Origin of the sequence: Pseudarthrobacter sp. CCNWLW207 (assembly GCF_037203945.1) — a bacterium.
Classification (GTDB): domain Bacteria; phylum Actinomycetota; class Actinomycetes; order Actinomycetales; family Micrococcaceae; genus Arthrobacter.
The window spans coordinates 156,465-172,527 of record NZ_JBBCBS010000001.1 but is presented as its reverse complement, the minus strand read 5'-3'; the positions used below and the strand labels follow the sequence as shown (position 1 = coordinate 172,527).

General features: G+C 63.0%; 16 protein-coding genes. 10 read left to right on the top strand and 6 right to left on the bottom strand.

Annotated features, from left to right (window positions below):
* Positions 1 to 129: 129 nt before the first annotated feature.
* From V9L17_RS00635 to V9L17_RS00620, 4 genes are read left to right on the top strand one after another with little or no spacing between them, the layout of a single operon-like run.
* Positions 130 to 1,089 (top strand): aldose 1-epimerase family protein, encoded by a 960-nt coding sequence (locus tag V9L17_RS00635; RefSeq protein WP_337350052.1) that lies wholly within the window; start codon positions 130 to 132, stop codon positions 1,087 to 1,089.
* A 39-nt stretch (positions 1,090 to 1,128) separates the two neighbouring features.
* On the top strand, positions 1,129 to 2,493 hold the full coding sequence (locus tag V9L17_RS00630; RefSeq protein WP_337350051.1) for an AI-2E family transporter: 1,365 nt from the start codon (positions 1,129 to 1,131) through the stop codon (positions 2,491 to 2,493).
* Positions 2,494 to 2,496: 3 nt separating this feature from the next.
* Positions 2,497 to 3,735 carry a threonine ammonia-lyase gene (gene ilvA, locus V9L17_RS00625; RefSeq protein WP_337346645.1) on the top strand — a complete coding sequence of 413 codons (1,239 nt, stop codon included), beginning with the start codon at positions 2,497 to 2,499 and terminating at the stop codon, positions 3,733 to 3,735.
* A 6-nt stretch (positions 3,736 to 3,741) separates the two neighbouring features.
* Positions 3,742 to 4,347 carry a rhomboid family intramembrane serine protease gene (locus V9L17_RS00620; RefSeq protein WP_337346644.1) on the top strand — a complete coding sequence of 202 codons (606 nt, stop codon included), beginning with the start codon at positions 3,742 to 3,744 and terminating at the stop codon, positions 4,345 to 4,347.
* Positions 4,348 to 4,412: 65 nt separating this feature from the next.
* On the opposite strand, the gene greA is transcribed toward V9L17_RS00620, so the two are convergent.
* Together greA and V9L17_RS00610 are read right to left on the bottom strand one after the other, a co-directional pair.
* Entirely contained in the window at positions 4,413 to 4,907 is a 495-nt protein-coding gene (gene greA, locus V9L17_RS00615; RefSeq protein ID WP_337346643.1) for a transcription elongation factor GreA, read from the bottom strand.
* A 153-nt stretch (positions 4,908 to 5,060) separates the two neighbouring features.
* The gene (locus V9L17_RS00610; protein ID WP_337346642.1) at positions 5,061 to 5,519 is read right to left on the bottom strand and encodes a DUF4307 domain-containing protein; all 459 of its coding nucleotides are present in this window, start codon (positions 5,517 to 5,519) and stop codon (positions 5,061 to 5,063) included.
* A gap of 109 nt (positions 5,520 to 5,628) precedes the next feature.
* Between V9L17_RS00610 and mca the strand changes: the two genes are divergently transcribed.
* Positions 5,629 to 6,534 (top strand): mycothiol conjugate amidase Mca, encoded by a 906-nt coding sequence (gene mca, locus V9L17_RS00605; protein WP_337346641.1) that lies wholly within the window; start codon positions 5,629 to 5,631, stop codon positions 6,532 to 6,534.
* 102 nt (positions 6,535 to 6,636) lie between these two features.
* On the top strand, positions 6,637 to 6,978 hold the full coding sequence (locus tag V9L17_RS00600; protein WP_337346640.1) for a hypothetical protein: 342 nt from the start codon (positions 6,637 to 6,639) through the stop codon (positions 6,976 to 6,978).
* 9 nt (positions 6,979 to 6,987) lie between these two features.
* On the opposite strand, the gene trhA is transcribed toward V9L17_RS00600, so the two are convergent.
* Complete coding sequence (gene trhA, locus V9L17_RS00595; protein ID WP_443197994.1) at positions 6,988 to 7,710, bottom strand: PAQR family membrane homeostasis protein TrhA; 723 nt, start codon at positions 7,708 to 7,710, stop codon at positions 6,988 to 6,990.
* Positions 7,711 to 7,862: 152 nt separating this feature from the next.
* Here trhA and V9L17_RS00590 point away from each other — a divergent pair, with 152 nt between their 5' ends.
* Both V9L17_RS00590 and V9L17_RS00585 read left to right on the top strand, forming a co-directional pair.
* A complete protein-coding gene (locus V9L17_RS00590; protein ID WP_337346749.1) occupies positions 7,863 to 8,624 on the top strand; it encodes an isoprenyl transferase in 762 nt (253 codons plus the stop codon).
* 248 nt (positions 8,625 to 8,872) lie between these two features.
* Entirely contained in the window at positions 8,873 to 10,303 is a 1,431-nt protein-coding gene (locus V9L17_RS00585; protein WP_337350050.1) for a PhoH family protein, read from the top strand.
* Between the two features lie 1,307 nt (positions 10,304 to 11,610).
* Here the strand turns inward: V9L17_RS00585 and V9L17_RS00580 are convergent.
* Together V9L17_RS00580 and V9L17_RS00575 are read right to left on the bottom strand one after the other, a co-directional pair.
* Positions 11,611 to 12,258, bottom strand: a complete 648-nt coding sequence (locus V9L17_RS00580) for a GNAT family N-acetyltransferase (RefSeq protein ID WP_337350049.1) — start codon at positions 12,256 to 12,258, stop codon at positions 11,611 to 11,613.
* A 70-nt stretch (positions 12,259 to 12,328) separates the two neighbouring features.
* Positions 12,329 to 13,123 carry a hypothetical protein gene (locus V9L17_RS00575; RefSeq protein WP_337350048.1) on the bottom strand — a complete coding sequence of 265 codons (795 nt, stop codon included), beginning with the start codon at positions 13,121 to 13,123 and terminating at the stop codon, positions 12,329 to 12,331.
* A 59-nt stretch (positions 13,124 to 13,182) separates the two neighbouring features.
* Here V9L17_RS00575 and V9L17_RS00570 point away from each other — a divergent pair, with 59 nt between their 5' ends.
* Positions 13,183 to 13,740: a prepilin peptidase gene (locus V9L17_RS00570; protein ID WP_337350047.1), complete on the top strand. Its 558-nt coding sequence runs from the start codon at positions 13,183 to 13,185 to the stop codon at positions 13,738 to 13,740.
* A gap of 94 nt (positions 13,741 to 13,834) precedes the next feature.
* Positions 13,835 to 14,305: an NUDIX hydrolase gene (locus tag V9L17_RS00565; RefSeq protein ID WP_337346635.1), complete on the top strand. Its 471-nt coding sequence runs from the start codon at positions 13,835 to 13,837 to the stop codon at positions 14,303 to 14,305.
* Positions 14,306 to 14,576: 271 nt separating this feature from the next.
* Here the strand turns inward: V9L17_RS00565 and V9L17_RS00560 are convergent, their stop codons facing one another.
* A complete protein-coding gene (locus V9L17_RS00560) occupies positions 14,577 to 15,998 on the bottom strand; it encodes a class II fumarate hydratase (protein WP_337346634.1) in 1,422 nt (473 codons plus the stop codon).
* Positions 15,999 to 16,063: the final 65 nt, after the last annotated feature.

The following is a 16,063-nucleotide window of genomic DNA, read 5'->3' as shown; positions in this document are numbered from 1 at the left end:
CTTCCCGCGTGGCCCGCTCAATGTCATCATCATTGTCGCATATTTAGCTCAAAAAAGAATAGTTTCAAACAAAATATAACATGTGGCGCTGTTGGGACGGCTGGCGCCATGCAATGTACGGTGGTGCCCATGACTTCACCTTCTCTGCCGGAAACCAGCGTCCCTTCCGGCTTCCGGTCCTACGCCAGCGGGCGGCAGTACGAACTCCGGCGGGGGGATGCGCTCGCAGTTGTTACAGAGCTGGCCGCAGGCCTTCGCCTCTACAGCCGGGGCGGCGTGCAACTCACCGAGACTTACGGCGATGCTGAAATTTCTCCCGGTGCGGCAGGTATCACCCTGGCGCCTTGGGCGAACAGGGTGGAGGACGGCGTCTGGTACCTCGATGGCAAGAAGCAGCAACTGGACATCACCGAAGTGTCCCGGAACAACGCCAGCCACGGACTGCTGCGGAACGCCTCCTACAGCTTGGTGGACGAGTCGCAGTTCTCCGTCACCCTCGAAGCGACCGTTTTCCCCCAGCATGGATACCCGTTCCTGCTGCGCCACCGGGTGCAGTATCTGCTGGCGGAGGACCTGGGCCTTGAGGTCCGGCAGACCCTGGTCAACGACTCCAAGGCGCCGGCACCGTTTGTCCTGGGCGCACACCCGTACCTGCGGCTCGGCGATACGGAGCTCGACGACCTGCTACTGACCGTCTCCGCCGACACCCGGCTCGTTGCCGACAAGCGGCTGATTCCGCGCAGCTCTGAACCGGTTGGTGGCGATACGGACCTCCGCTCGGGCCGGCGTGTGGGAAGCCTGGACATCGACGTCGCACTGACGGACATAACGTTCGACGGCGGCACGGCCCGCCATACTCTGTCGGCTCCGGACGGCCGCAGCGTCAGCCTGTGGCAGGACGAGGCATGCGCCTACGTCCATGTGTTCGTCACCACCGAATTTCCCGGCAGGGCGAGGGCGGTGGCCATCGAGCCAATGACGGGACCAGCCAATGCCTTCAACTCCGGGGACGGGCTCCGCTGGCTTTCGCCGGGGGACAGCTTCACCATGACCTGGGGGATCGACGCCACCCTTAACGAAGCCGGGTAGCGGTTTCCCATAAGCCCGCAGCTGGTGAAGTATTAGGCTATGACGCCAGCTGAGGACGCCAAACCGACCGACCCTTCCACCCTCTCGCAACTAAGCGGGCGGGCGGACGACACTGCAGGCCGCGCTGCCCCGCCACTGCGGGTCCTGGCGGACCGTGAACTGGACCGCGACATCCCCTACGGTGTCCGCATCGCGGCGTCATGGGCTTGGCGTCTGGGACTCATCCTGTTGGTGGGAGGCGCCCTGATCTGGCTCCTCAGCCGGATTAGCTTCCTTATCATTCCCGTCATGGTGGCAGCGCTGCTGGCTGGCCTGCTCAGCCCCATCGTGGGCTGGCTCAGGAATCATCGGCTGCCCAACGGCGCCGCCGTGGCGGTCACCGTGCTGGGGTTCCTCGGCCTGATTGGCGGTTCCCTGGCGCTCGTGGGACGGCAGCTTGTTGCGGGTTTCAGCGAGCTGTGGAGCGAGGCGCTGGCCGGGATACAGCAAATCCAGGGCTGGCTGGCGGAAGGGCCGCTTCACTTGTCGGCGGCCCAGATCGACCAGTACCTGCAGGAGGCAACAGCCGCGCTGCAGAACAACAGCAGCAGCATCCTGAGCGGAGCCCTTTCTTTTGGAAGTACAGCAGGGCATTTTGCCGCGGGACTTGTCCTCGCGCTGTTTGTCCTGATTTTCTTCCTCCTGGAAGGTGACCGCATTTGGGCGTTCCTGGTCCGGCTGCTGCCAAAAAAGGCCCGCGCCGCCACGTTCGGGGCAGGCCGCAAGGGCTGGGCATCCATGGTCAGCTACGCCCGCATCCAAATGTTCGTGGCTTTTGTGGACGCCGTGGGAATCGGCGTGGGTGCCGCCATTATCGGAGTCCCACTTGCGCTTCCGCTGGGCGTGCTGGTCTTCATGGGTTCCTTCATCCCCATCGTCGGCGCACTCGTCACCGGGGCTGTGGCTGTGCTGCTGGCGCTCGTGGCAAATGGTTGGGTCAACGCGCTCATCATGTTGGGGATCGTGCTGCTGGTCCAGCAGCTGGAAAGCCACATCCTGCAGCCACTCGTGATGGGAAAGGCAGTCGCGCTGCACCCGGTGGCGGTGATCCTGGCTGTGGCGGCCGGTTCATACCTTGCCGGAATTCCCGGCGCGCTGTTTTCTGTTCCCATCCTCGCTGTAGCAAACTCGGCGATTCGCTACATCGCCGGCAGAACATGGGAACATGAACAGGTGCTGGCTACCCCCGGAGGGCCGGTGATGGTTGGCTCAGGCCAGGATGACACGATTAAGGACGTCAGACTGCCCGGCTGGAAACCCAGGGACAGCAAGGAAGCTGTGACCAGCACAAACGCACACAATCCGGAAACCCCGGCCGGCACCGCAGGCCAGGGCACCGGAGCAGAATCTGCCAAAGGAGAATAGTCCGTGAACATCCTCGAAACCCTTCCCGTGTCGCTGGACGATGTCCTGGAGGCGCAGAAGCTGCTTGAGGGGATTATTGCCCGGACACCAGTGGAGTCGTCGCGGGCCCTCGGCAGCATGGTGGGCGGGGACGTCTTCTTCAAGTGCGAGAACCTGCAGCGGGCAGGATCATTCAAGGTCCGGGGCGCCTATGTCCGGATGGCCCGGCTATCGCCAGAGGAAAAGAAGCGCGGCGTTGTTGCCGCGTCCGCCGGAAACCACGCGCAGGGTGTGGCTGTTGCCGCGAAGAGCCTCGGCATCAAGGCACGCATCTACATGCCCCTGGGCGTGGCCCTTCCCAAACTGGCAGCCACCCGCAGCCATGGAGCGGAGGTGGTCCTCCACGGACACAACGTTGACGAGGCGCTGGCTGAAGCGCAGCGCTACGCCAACGAGTCCGGAACCGTTTTTGTCCACCCCTTTGACAACGTGGACGTGGTGGCCGGCCAAGGCACCATCGGCCTCGAGATACTCGAGCAGATCCCCAATGTCGACACCATCCTGATGGGTGTTGGCGGCGGCGGCCTCCTGGCAGGGGTTGCGGTGGCCGTCAAGGCCCGTGCACGTGAGTTGGGACGGGAAATCCGCATCATCGGCGTCCAGGCGGAGAACGCGGCCGCCTACCCGCCTTCACTCGCCGCAGATGCACTGGTTCCCTTGAAGAAGGTATCAACCATGGCCGACGGCATCGCCGTGGGCCGCCCTGGCCAGCTGCCATTCAGCATCATCCGTGAGCTCGTGGACGATGTTGTTACCGTCAGCGAGGATTCCTTGGCCCGTGCGCTGATCTTCCTGCTGGAACGGGCCAAGCTGGTAGTGGAGCCCGCCGGTGCCGTGGGCGTTGCCGCACTCATGGACGGAAAGATTGAGAATCCCGGCACCACAGCGGTGATCCTGTCCGGCGGCAACATCGATCCCATGCTGATGCTCAAAGTCATCCAGCGTGGCCTGTCCGCCGCCGGGCGCTACATGACCGTGCGCATGATGCTGGATGACCGGCCGGGCTCCCTTGCCACTATTGCCCGGATCATTGCCGAGAACGATGCCAACGTGACTGGGCTGGACCACACAAGGGTGGGCGGTTCCATTAGCATGGGAGACGTGTCCATCACCGTGAATCTTGAAACCAAGGGACATGAGCACTGCGAGCAAGTGCTTGGGGCCCTCCGTGCTGAGGGCTTCCAGCCCATAGTGGTGCACTAGGCAGCCATGCTGGACGCGCTGGGGGACGGGCAGCCGCGGAGCCGGGAAACAACCGCCTCCCGCGCTAAAGGCGGGTTGCTGGTGGTGGGCGGGTTCGCCGTCGTCCTCTTTGTTATCGAGATCGTCAACATGCTCACCCTCCATTCATTGAACAGGACCTTTGGCCTGCGGCCACGGAGCTTGGACGGGCTCCTGGACATCTTCACTTTCCCACTGCTCCATGCGAGCCTGAACCACCTGCTCTCGAACGCCCTGCCTCTGATCATTTTCGGATTTCTGGTGTTCCTGTCCGGGCTCCGGGTGTTCCTGACGGCGCTGGCGTTCAGTTGGCTGGGTTCCGGGCTGACAGTGTGGCTCATCGGTAACGGCGGCGTGACCGTGGGCGCGTCCGGACTGGTCTTTGGACTCTTCGCGTTCCTGCTGGTGCGGGGCTTCTTCAATCACAGTTGGCGCCAAATCCTGCTGGCCGTCGTACTGTTCATGGCCTACGGCAGCCTCCTGCTCGGCGTGCTGCCCTTTGTGGCGGGATACATTTCCTGGCAGGCGCACCTGGGCGGTGCGGTGGGTGGAGTCGCCGCTGCCCTGCTGATGCGGCCCCGGCAAGGGACCTAGGCACCGATCACAGGCACAAAAGAGCCGGCCACCTGCTGGTGGCCGGCTCTTTCCTTCAAAAACTATTACGCGGCGTAAGGCTTGGCAGAGAGGATCTCCACCGTGATGTCCTTGCCGTTAGGCGCCGTGTAGCTCAGGGTGTCGCCCTCTTTGTGGCCAACAATTGCTGCACCCAGCGGTGACTTTTCGCTGAAGACATCAATATCGGAGTCGCCGGCGATTTCGCGGGAGCCGAGCAGGAAGGTCTCTTCGTCACCGGCGATCTTGGCAACAACGATCATGCCGGGTTCGACGATTCCGTCGTCGGCGGGAGCTTCCCCCACATGGGCATCACGCAGCAGCGCCGTGAGCTGGCGGATGCGGGCTTCGATCTTGCCCTGTTCTTCCTTGGCTGCATGGTAGCCGCCGTTTTCCTTCAGGTCACCCTCCTGGCGGGCAGCTTCAATCTTCTGGACAATTTCTGCCCGGCCAGCGCCGGAAAGGTGGTCCAGCTCTGCCTTCAGGCGGTCATAAGCTTCCTGTGTGAGCCAGGCTGCAGGCGCGCTGTTGGTGGTCGACACGGACTTCTCCTCTTCGGTCATACATGCAAAAGACCCCGCCACGGTGGCCACTTGTGGAACTCAGTAACCAGCTCAGCGGGGTAAAGGTATTGCTCCATTGTAGTCAATCCTCTGGACATAACCCAATAAGCAAGCGGCGTAGATCACATTCTGCTAATTGCCGCCGTCCGGAATCCAGCAGCTGTCCACTACTCCGGACACGGACAGTGACTCGGTCTTCACCACGATGCGCTGGGAAATGGTCCGCCCGCCGTCGGCTGTCTGGTCAGCCTCACCGGGCGGGATGTCCACCACTTTCCAACCCACCACGGCAAACTTTGAATCCAATGCTTTGACGGCACATTTCACGGCTGTCCCAGGCTCCCGGGTGACCTGGAAATCCACTTCTGCCTGGGTGGCGTCGGTGGTGCTGTAACCGATGTCCTTGAACGTCACGCTGGAGACGGCTGAGGACGTGGAAACCCAGGCCATGAAGCCGATTCCGCCCGCCAGCGCCCCCGCGCCGATGATTCGCTTCGCCATGGGGGAGAGCCCGCGCTTTTGACGGCCATAACGATTGGCTAGGCTAGTGTCTGCTGGCGCGGAAACGGCGGGCTGATCCTGGGAAGTCACCAGTCCAGTTTAGTGCGGATCCGGGCCCCGGATTTCCGGAACCAGCCAGCCTCACCCCAGTTCAAGCGGCCAGCACAACGGCTACAGAAGATGAAGGAGCCGTCCACCCATGACAGCGTCCAGCTCCACCCCGGCCACGCTCCGCCTGCTCGCCGTCCATGCCCACCCGGATGACGAGTCCAGCAAGGGCGCTGCAACCATGGCCATGTACGCGGCCTCAGGCGTGGACGTCATGGTGGCCACGTGCACGGACGGGTCAAGGGGAGATATCCAGAACCCGGCAGTGGAAGGCGAACCCCACCCGAAAAGGGACATGGCGGGGGCGCGGCGCCTTGAGATGGAGCGCGCGGCCAAGGTACTGGGCATCCGTCAACGTTGGCTGGGTTTCGTGGACTCCGGCCTCCCCGAGGGTGATCCGCTTCCGCCCCTCCCGCCTGGCTCGTTTGCCACGCAACCGTTGGAGCGCGCTGCTGCGCCACTGGTGCGGCTGGTCCGGGAATTCAAGCCCCAGGTAATCATCAGCTACGACGAAAACGGCGGTTATCCCCACCCGGACCACATCATGGCGCACAAGGTGGCTGTGGAAGCCTTCGAAGCTGCCGGTGATCCTGACCGCTACCCGGACACCGGCGAGGCCTGGGTGCCCAGCAAGCTTTACTACGACCGGGCGTTCAGCCCTGAGCGGTTCCGGGCGCTGCATTTTGCCTTGGAGGAAGCTGGCCTGCAGTCTCCCTATGCCGAACGGCTCGCCGCCTGGCTGGAAACGGACGCAGAAGGCCACACTCCGCCGCCTGCAGGACATCCCACCACCACGCAGATTGACTGCGGTGACTACTTCGAAGCCCGCGACGACGCCCTCCGGGCCCACAGGACGCAGGTGGACCCGCTGGGCTTCTTCTTCGCCGTCGCCCCTGAGATGCAGCGACGCGCCTGGCCGTGGGAAGACTACTCGCTGATCCAGTCCCGGATCCCCGCGAAGCTGCCGGAGAAGGATCTTTTCGCGGGGCTAAGATAGAGGCAGCAGGCAATTTCTATGCCGCGTAGAAGAGCGCCCCGCCGTGGCTGGATCCTCAGTCCACGGCCGGACGCCTGTCAGTTTCCATAGAAGGTTTATACCGTGCACCACTTGCTCCTGGCCCTGGCCACCACACCGTCCCCGCTGCCCACACCTTCTTTGCGTGAGGGCGTGTCGGAGGACCAAATCACCCCGGGCCTGTGGGGCTTCATCATGACTGCCTTCTTTGTGCTGGCAACCACCTTGCTCATCGTGGACATGGTGCGCCGTATCCGCCGGGTCCGCTACCGGGCGCAGGTGGAGGAGGAACGCATGGCGGCTGCAGCAGCAGCGGACGTCGACGCTGCCGATGCCCATGACGGTACGGGTACGCCGGATTATGATGCCGAAAGTGAAGGAAACGGGACGGGCGCCGCTCCTGACCGTTCCCAGCCTCGGGATTAGGGCGGGCCGTCAGCCGAGGACGGCGATAGCGATCGCCGCAAAGTGGGAGGCAAAGGCCAGCACGGTGAGGGCGTGGAACAGTTCGTGGAAGCCGAAGTGCTCATAGCTGAAGTTGGGCTTCTTGAGGGCGTAGAAGACGGCACCGGTAATGTACAGGATGCCGCCGACGCAGATCAGGACGGCGGCCGGGACACTGGCGGCGAAGAACTCGGGCAGGTAGAACAGCGCACCGCAGCCCAGGGCGATGTAGATCGGCACGTATAACCAGCGCGGGGCATGCGTCCATAGCAGCCGGAAAAGTACACCCAGGATGGCCCCGGTCCAGATGACCCAAAGCAGCAGCACGGCCTTCGGGCGTTCCAGGAGGGACCATGCCAGCGGCGTGTAGCTGCCCGCGATGACCAGCATGATGTTGGTGTGGTCCAGCCGCTTCAGGACAATCCTTACTCCGGGAGACCAGTTGCCGCGGTGGTAGACGGCGCTGATGCCGAAGAGCAGAACTCCGGTAGCCGCGTAGATGGCGGAGGCGATTCTCAGGTCCGCCGCAGGGGCGAGCAGTACAAGGACAACCCCTGCAATGAGGGCCAGCGGCGCCGTGACGGTGTGGATCCAGCCGCGCCACTTGGGTTTGATCATGAGCAGTTCCGCCAGCCGGACGGCGGCATCATCGACGGGACCCGAATTTCCCTCCGTCCCCTTGCCTGGCTGGCCGTTTGAAGTCTCGCTGTTCATTGCTCCAGAATAACCTACGCTCCAGTAAGTTACCCATCGGTAACATGTGGCATGTCCTCTGCATGGAGTCCCGGCTCCATCCTCCCGCCTGCGGACGGTAGCCTAGGATGTGCAAGGCGTCGTACAGCAAGGGAAGTCAGGTGAGTCTCCGCGTGGAATTGCCCGGGTTCCTCTATGGCTTCTATGAGCGCAGGCTACTTAGGGACCTCGCCGGGGACCGTATCCCGAGGCATATCGGTGTGATGGTGGATGGCAACCGGCGTTGGGCGAAACAGTTCAATGCGCCCACCAGCCAGGGCCACCAGGCAGGAGCGGATAAGATTCACGAGTTCCTCGGCTGGTGCCAGGAACTCGGTGTCAAAGTAGTCACCCTTTACATGCTTTCCACCGACAATATGAGCCGGTCCAGCGAAGAATTGGACCTGCTGATGGGGATTATCGCCAACACCTTGGACCGCCTGGATGAGGACGCGAACATCTCGGTCCATGCGATGGGCGCGCCGGAACTGCTACCTGATTACCTCGCTGAACGGCTAAACAAACTAACAGCACGGACGCCCGTACGTGAAAAGATCCACGTTAACGTGGCAGTGGGTTATGGCGGACGCAGGGAGATTGTGGATGCCGTCCGTGAGTTGCTCCATGATGCAGTTGCGAACGGCGCGGACATCTCGAAGCTGGCCGACAGCCTGAGCGTTGATGACATTTCGCGTTTTCTGTACACCCGCGGCCAGCCCGACCCCGACCTCGTGATCAGGACCTCCGGGGAACAGCGTTTGTCCGGGTTCCTGATGTGGCAGAGCGCCTACAGCGAGTTCTATTTCTGTGAAGCGCTATGGCCGGCCTTCCGAAAAGTGGACTTCCTCCGCGCACTTCGCGACTACGCAGGCAGGCAGCGGCGCTTCGGCACCTGACCGTTGCGGCAGCGGCGCCGTTCACGCGGAATTCACATGGCCGCAACAGGAATCGCCGACGGATGAAGCCGGAAATTACTGGCGATGGAATTACGTTGTAACCATCAGCAGGCAAAACCGCCGGCTGATCGGGGAGGCCAGTACATGGAGCGATGTTTCGCACCGGTTGTATGGGAGGCCGAGTCCGGCCTCCAGGCCGAGCCGCCTCACCAATAACAATTCCGGGCACGCCCGGGGCTGGAGTCGATGTGGCTATTTCTGAACAACTGCCCGAGGTCGTTTTTGATCAGGGACAGAAAGCTACCTCTCGCGCCACGCGAGCAACCTCAACAACCGGTGCAGCAGACGAAAAGCCTGCGGCCGGTTTTGCTGTCTCCGGAAGGGATGCCACCATCAGCAGCTTCGTCATTGACACGTCCGTCCTGCTCTCCGACCCCCGCGCACTGCTGCGTTTCGCTGAGCACGAGGTCATTGTTCCGATCGTGGTCATCAGCGAGCTGGAGGCCAAGCGGCACGATCCCGAACTCGGATACTTTGCCCGCAAAGCCCTACGGCTGCTCGACGACCTCCGCGTCAAACACGGGGGCCTCAGCCGGCCCATTCCGATAGGCGACGACGGCGGGACGCTCATGGTGGAAATGAACCACATTTCCGCTGAGGTGCTTCCCATGGGCTTCCGCAGTGGTGACAACGACAGCAGGATCCTGGCCGTAGCCAAGAACCTCGCCAACGAAGGCCGGAACGTCACGGTGGTCTCAAAGGACCTTCCCATGCGCGTCAAAGCCTCCGCCATGGGGCTGACCGCAGACGAGTACCGCAACGAATTGGTGAAGGACTCCGGCTGGACCGGCGTTGCGGAGGTGGAGGCCAGCGAAGAGGAAATCTCCACCCTGTATGGCCACGAACCCGTCTTCATCCCCGCGGCCGCTGAAATGCCGGTCAACACCGGCCTGGTGCTTCTGTCGAACAGGGGCTCGGCCCTGGGCCGCGTGGGCTCCGACAAACAGGTTCGGCTCGTCAAGGGGGACCGCGACGTCTTCGGGCTCCACGGACGCTCGGCGGAGCAGCGGCTGGCCATCGACATGCTGATGGATCCCGCCGTCGGGATTGTATCCATCGGTGGGCGGGCCGGAACCGGCAAGTCGGCGCTGGCCCTGTGCGCAGGCCTGGAAGCGGTCCTGGAACGACGAGAGCACCGGAAAGTCATTGTGTTCCGGCCTCTCTACGCGGTGGGCGGGCAGGAGCTCGGTTACTTGCCCGGCTCCGAGTCGGAAAAGATGAACCCGTGGGCGCAGGCCGTCTTTGACACCTTGGGCGCTTTGGTCAGCCAGGAAGTCGTGGAAGAGGTCATGGACCGGGGAATGCTGGAAGTCATGCCCCTGACCCACATCCGGGGTCGCTCCCTGCATGACGCCTTCGTGATCGTCGACGAGGCCCAGTCCCTGGAGAAGAACGTGCTCCTCACAGTGATGAGCCGCATCGGCCAGAACTCCAAGATTGTCCTCACCCACGACATCGCCCAGCGCGACAACCTGCGTGTTGGCCGGCACGACGGCATCGCTGCCGTCGTCGAAACCTTGAAAGGCCATCCACTGTTCGGCCACATCACCCTCACCCGCTCCGAACGCTCACCGATCGCAGCCCTGGTCACAGAGCTCCTCGAAGGGGCAGAGATCTAGCCACTAACGGTAAGTGCGGGGCCGTGGTCCAGTTCATCGGGCCACGGCCCTTCTTCGGTCAGCCTTGAGTGATTTTGTTATGGTATGCGCCGGGACCCAAGCCAATGCCTCGCAAAGTCAAAAAGACTCACGAGACCCAATGAAAGGGCAAAAGCCAGTACTACCACCAGTATCTCTCGAACCAGATTTCTGCCAGTCCACCAGTTGTAGTTGGCGATCATCACAACGATGGTCAAGAGCGCCGCCCGTCCAATTTGCGATTTCCGTACTGTTTTGTCTGGGCCTTTCGAGTTTTCCAACATCTACCTCTTCGGGCCCAGTTGAACGATCACCCAACAAAACGGCCCCGACAAGCTCATTTTGGGCCCGTTGTGCAATGGGCTTGAGAAACGGGGGGAAAACAGATCTGATGCATCCCCCCACCAAGGCATATACCCGGCTTTGAGCGTCGGCTTGCTTGCCCTGAAGCGTGCCAAGACGGCAACAAAGGGAGCGAGGGCAATTGGAAGCGCACGGGGATGGATGTCCGTTCGAGCGCCTGCTGCCTGTAGGTCGACGGCGACGGCTTGACTGATGAAGGCGAACTGCATCTTCGGTTCAGCCGGAAAAAGCACTCGCGCCTGATCCGCCAGAGTCATGGTCGGACCTATCGCCCCGAGCTTTGTTTCGACAGTTCTGGGACGATCGCGCTGCCACTGGATGTCCCATTCGACACTGCTAATCCGGGCATACGCCGGTCAACAACAGGGCAATCGTCAATGTCCCGACAAGGGCAATTCTCAAAGTTCTCATTTCTCCGCTCCACTCTATGTTGGAAGGACAGGACGAGAGGCCTCTTCTCGTAGCTGCTTCGGTTACCCTGAGTCCGCTCGATTCTCGAAGCCTAGAGGGTCTCCTCAAGCGCGAGTGGTGTTGTAGGCCAAATTGAGTGGCCGGAACTAGGGAAGTTGAGTGTTTCAAATACTCAGAATGAGTGTTCATCTCAGTTACACAAAGTGGCCTACTTCAACATCAACGGCGTCATTGAAACCCTGAAAGGCCATTTACCGTTCGGCCACATCACCCTCACCCGCTCCGAACGCTCACCGCTCGCTGCCCTGGTAACAGAGCTCCTCCACGGGCCTTTTCCTCGTTCACCCATGAGGCGGCAAGACGACTGGCTCACATCGGCCCCCGGTCCTTCTCGTAGGAGCGCATCGCGGCGCATCGGGCCTTGGAGGTCGCGCCGCGACCGGAGAGGCCCTTTTGCACCGTGTCTAAGCGACGGAGAAGTGCTGGGGGCGGACGAATCCAGCCGCTGCCCGGCACTAACCGATGCCGAGGAACTTTGCGGCGGGCTCGTGGCCCTCTACTTTCAGGGTCCAATCGGGGCGTTTGAAGGTCGCCGGGGTGAGACGGACTTTTTGGACTTCCTCCATTTTGCTGCCCCAGGACATCCGTGCGACGCCGTTGAGTTCGTAGCCGAGCGCGCGGGACACGCCCAGGGAGGCTGCGTTCCAGGCTGCGGCCTCGGACTCTGCCACCTCGGCGTTGAGCCAGTCGAAGGCGTAGAGTGCGACGGCGGCGCGCATCTCCTTGCCGAGCCCGCGCCCGTGGACGGACTGCTTGAGCCAGGAGCCGGTGCTGACGGTCTTGAGGGCGGCGAAGTCCTTGGCGCCGATGTCCTGGCATCCGATGAACTCGCCTTCGTGCCAGATGCCCAGGAGCAAGGTCCAGGACTCTATGGTGGCCTCGCTCCGGCACCGCCAATAGAACTGCGCCATTTTCGGCCCCAGTTCCTCCGCAGGGAGCTCGGCCCAGGGGGTGCTGAACGGATTCCTGCCTGGTTCGTGCACGCCGCTGCGGGCCGCCGCTACCGCGGCTGGAATGTCATCATCCGTGATGGGACGCAACATCAGGCGTGGTGTGCTCAGCGTGAGGCCGAAAAGAGGCCAGAGGGAAGAAAGCGCGGTCATCAGCGAAGCCTAGCCCAAGGCCCGCCGTGGGGCGTGTCAAGCAGTGGCCTGGCGCGGTGTCCCGCCCCGATCAGGCGGAGATATCCCAAGTGATGTGTCGACGGACATCTGTAAGGTTCATGGACTCCGCGAGGAACAGATCATCGAGCATGTACTCGTCAACTGCGATGATCCGAAGCCAGTGCCCGTAGTCAGGGGTGGCGGCTTCCAATGACTGGCTGGACACGCAGACGCCTGTTTCCAGGTCTATCCGCACCCGGTTGCTGCCGGGCATGCACAGCGGTGCGGCAGGATCTGCGGCGTGATAGGCGGCGGATGGGGTGACAATGGCCTCAAGGGCCGCTCGCCCGTCGTGGTCGACCCGGCGTATGTCAGTGACGTCTACGGCGTTACTGCCCGGAAATTCCAGGGGTACCGGGGCGTTGCCTGCCAGCTCAACGGGATCAAGGGCGGCGGAAAAGCGGCCGTTGCCAAAGCCGGGTTCACCGTAGGCGGCCTCCGGCCGGCGCCGCACCAGGCCGCCGTCGTCGTAAACGGGCGCCACGAGGTGCGGCGGCAGGAGCCAGGACTTCCGGGTGGCACTGACGTAGAACCCGTCCTTGGAGTCGTTGATCCCTGTTGTGCTGTGGAGGACCAGTCCGTCGGCGGTCTCGAGGCGAAGGGCACCGGGCCGGCGCAGCCAGGCTCGCACGAACGGCGCCGCAGGGTCCGGGGCCTCGGCAAAGGGCTCGTCCCAGTACTCAAAGCGCAGGCTCTGCCATTTCCAGGGTGAAGACCTGCAGAGGTTCCGGAACACCGTGGTCAGGTCAGCGGGAGAATCGCCGCGGTCCGGATTTGGCCGGCGCCTGGTGTCCCATGTCGACATATCCACAGTTTACGCGTGGGCCCTCCGGCAGGAAGCGAAAATCCAGTAGCATCCGAGGGGTGATCCGACGACTGGACGAACTTTGGGAAGCAGCCCCGCTGGCCTTCTGGCTGGTCCTGGCGGCGTGCGCGTATTTCGTGGTGATGGCGGTACGCCTGACAGTGATCGACGTGCGCCACCATCTGTTGCCTAACCGTATTGTCTTTCCGTCCTATGCCGTGGCAGGCGTCCTTCTGGCCGCGGCTGCGGTGGTCCCCGTAGTCTCCGGTGCCTGGGCGCTGCCGGAAGGGCCCGACGGCGCTGCGGCCTTGTTCGGGCTGCCGGCCCTCCGGATCCTGGCCGGGGGTGCAGTTCTTTGGTGCTTCTATTTTGTGTTGCGGCTGGTCTATCCGCCCGGGATGGGATTCGGAGATGTAAAGCTCGCGGGCGTCCTGGGGATGTACCTGGGGTATCTGGGATGGGCACACATTTTCGCCGGGACTTTTGGGGCGTTCCTGCTGGGCGGACTCTGGAGCCTGGCCCTGCTGGCCGCCCGCCGGGGCACATTGAAATCCTCCATCCCATTCGGCCCGTTCATGCTGGCAGGCGCTGCCGCCGCCATGCTTTTGCCTGCCTGACCCAATCCCGCCTGACCCCGGTTCCGGGTGTCCCACTACACCCAAGCGCCGCAGCCTCCGCCTGCCGCCCGCCGTTGGCCGTTAGGCTGGCAGCATGCCTGCACCTGACTACATCCTCAAGCTCCGCGAGAAGGTCGGCCACGACTCCCTATGGGTACCCGGTGTCCGCGGCGTTGTCCTTGACCACTCCGGCCGTATACTCCTGACCCGGCGTGCCGACAACGGTCACTGGGCGCTCATCAGCGGCATGCTGGATCCAGGCGAACCTCCCGCGAGGGGCCTCGTGCGCGAAATCTTCGAGGAAACCGCAGTGGTGGCGGAAGCCGAGCGGGTTGTCTCGGTGGGCGCTGTCGGCCCATTCACGTATCCGAACGGCGACGTCTGCGAATTCCTGGATGTGGTCTTCCTCTGCCGTTACGTTTCAGGGACGGCACGGGTTAACGATGACGAGTCGCTCGACGTCGGCTGGTTCAGCCCGGCTGACCTGCCAGAGCTGATGCCGGGCCACCTTACGAGCATCCGCCGTGCCCTCTCTCCGACGGAGGCCGCCCACTTCGAGCCTTGACCCGCGCGCAGCCGCGGTCAGCGACGCTGGGAGACCAGTTCGCCGTCGTCGTCCTTGATACCCGCTGTTCACCCTGGCCGCCGACATGCCCGAGGACCTCAACCACGTCGCCCAGGAACTCAACGGACGGCCACGCAAAACGCTCGGCTGGGATACCCCAGCCGAGCGTTTTGCGTGATTCACTCTTGGCAAACTAACCGCCAACGGTGTTGCAACGACCCCTGAATCCGCCAGTCGAGCGGCCGACGTGTTCGTTATGGAGCCGGGGGAGCTATGCCTTGTGCGGCGGGCGCGTCATGGACATAACGTCCAGGGCGGTATCCAGCTGCTCCTCGGTGACCTCGCCGCGCTCCAGGAAGCCCATGGCCACGACGGTCTCGCGGATGGTGAGGCCCTCGGCGACGGCCTTCTTGGCGATCTTCGCTGCGTTCTCGTAGCCGATGTACTTGTTAAGCGGCGTGACGATGGACGGTGATGCCTCTGCGAGGAAGCGTGCGCGCTCAACGTTTGCCGTGATCCCGTCGATCATCTTGTCGGCCATGACGCGGCTGGTGTTGGCCAGCAGGCGGACGGACTCCAGCAGGTTGGCAGCCATGACGGGGATGCCGACGTTCAATTCGAAGGCGCCGTTGGTGCCGGACCACGCGATGGCGGTGTCGTTGCCGATGACCTGCGCGGCAACCATGATGGACGCCTCGCAGATGACCGGGTTGACCTTGCCTGGCATGATCGAGGACCCGGGCTGCAGGTCAGGGATGGCGATTTCGCCCAGGCCGGTGTTGGGGCCGGAGCCCATCCAGCGGAGGTCGTTGTTGATCTTCATGAAGGAGATCGCAATGTTGCGCAGCTGGCTGGATGCTTCGATCAGGCCGTCGCGGTTGGCTTGGGCTTCGAAGTGGTCGCGGGCCTCGGTCAGCGGCAGGCCGGTATCGGTCGCGAGCAGTTCGATGACCCGCTCCGGGAACCCGGCCGGGGTATTGATGCCGGTGCCCACAGCCGTGCCGCCGAGCGGAACTTCAGCCACGCGGGGGAGCGAGGCGTTGATGCGCTCGATGCCGTAGCGGACCTGGGCAGCGTAGCCGCCGAACTCCTGGCCCAGCGTGACCGGGGTGGCGTCCATCAGGTGGGTACGGCCGGACTTGACGACGTCCTTGAACTCCACGGCCTTGCGCTCCAGCGACTCTGCCAGGTAGCCGAGGGCGGGAATGAGGTCGTTGATCAGGGCCGAGGTGGCGGCAACGTGCACGGACGTGGGGAAGACGTCATTGGAGGACTGCGAGGCGTTGACGTGGTCGTTCGGGTGGACGACTTTATCGCTGCCAGCGGCCTTGAGGGCGCGGGTGGCCAGTTCGGCGATGACCTCGTTTGTGTTCATGTTCGAGGAGGTGCCGGAGCCGGTCTGGAAAACGTCGATCGGGAAATCGCCGTCGTACTTGCCGGCAGCTACCTCATCGGCGGCCTCTGCAATCGCCTTGGCCAGCTCGCCGTCGAGCACCCCAAGTTCTGCGTTAGCCTGGGCGGCCGCCTTCTTGACCCGGGCGAGGGCTTCGATGTGGGCGCGTTCCAGGGTCTTGCCGGAGATGGGGAAGTTTTCAACTGCACGCTGCGTCTGTGCACGGTACAGCGCGTTCACGGGGACGCGGACTTCGCCCATCGTGTCGTGTTCAATACGGAATTCTTCAGTGGAAGTCATGGGGCTAGCTTAGGACGCGCAGAGGCCGCATCGAAAACCGTGAACGGCATGCTACGGGTGCAGCG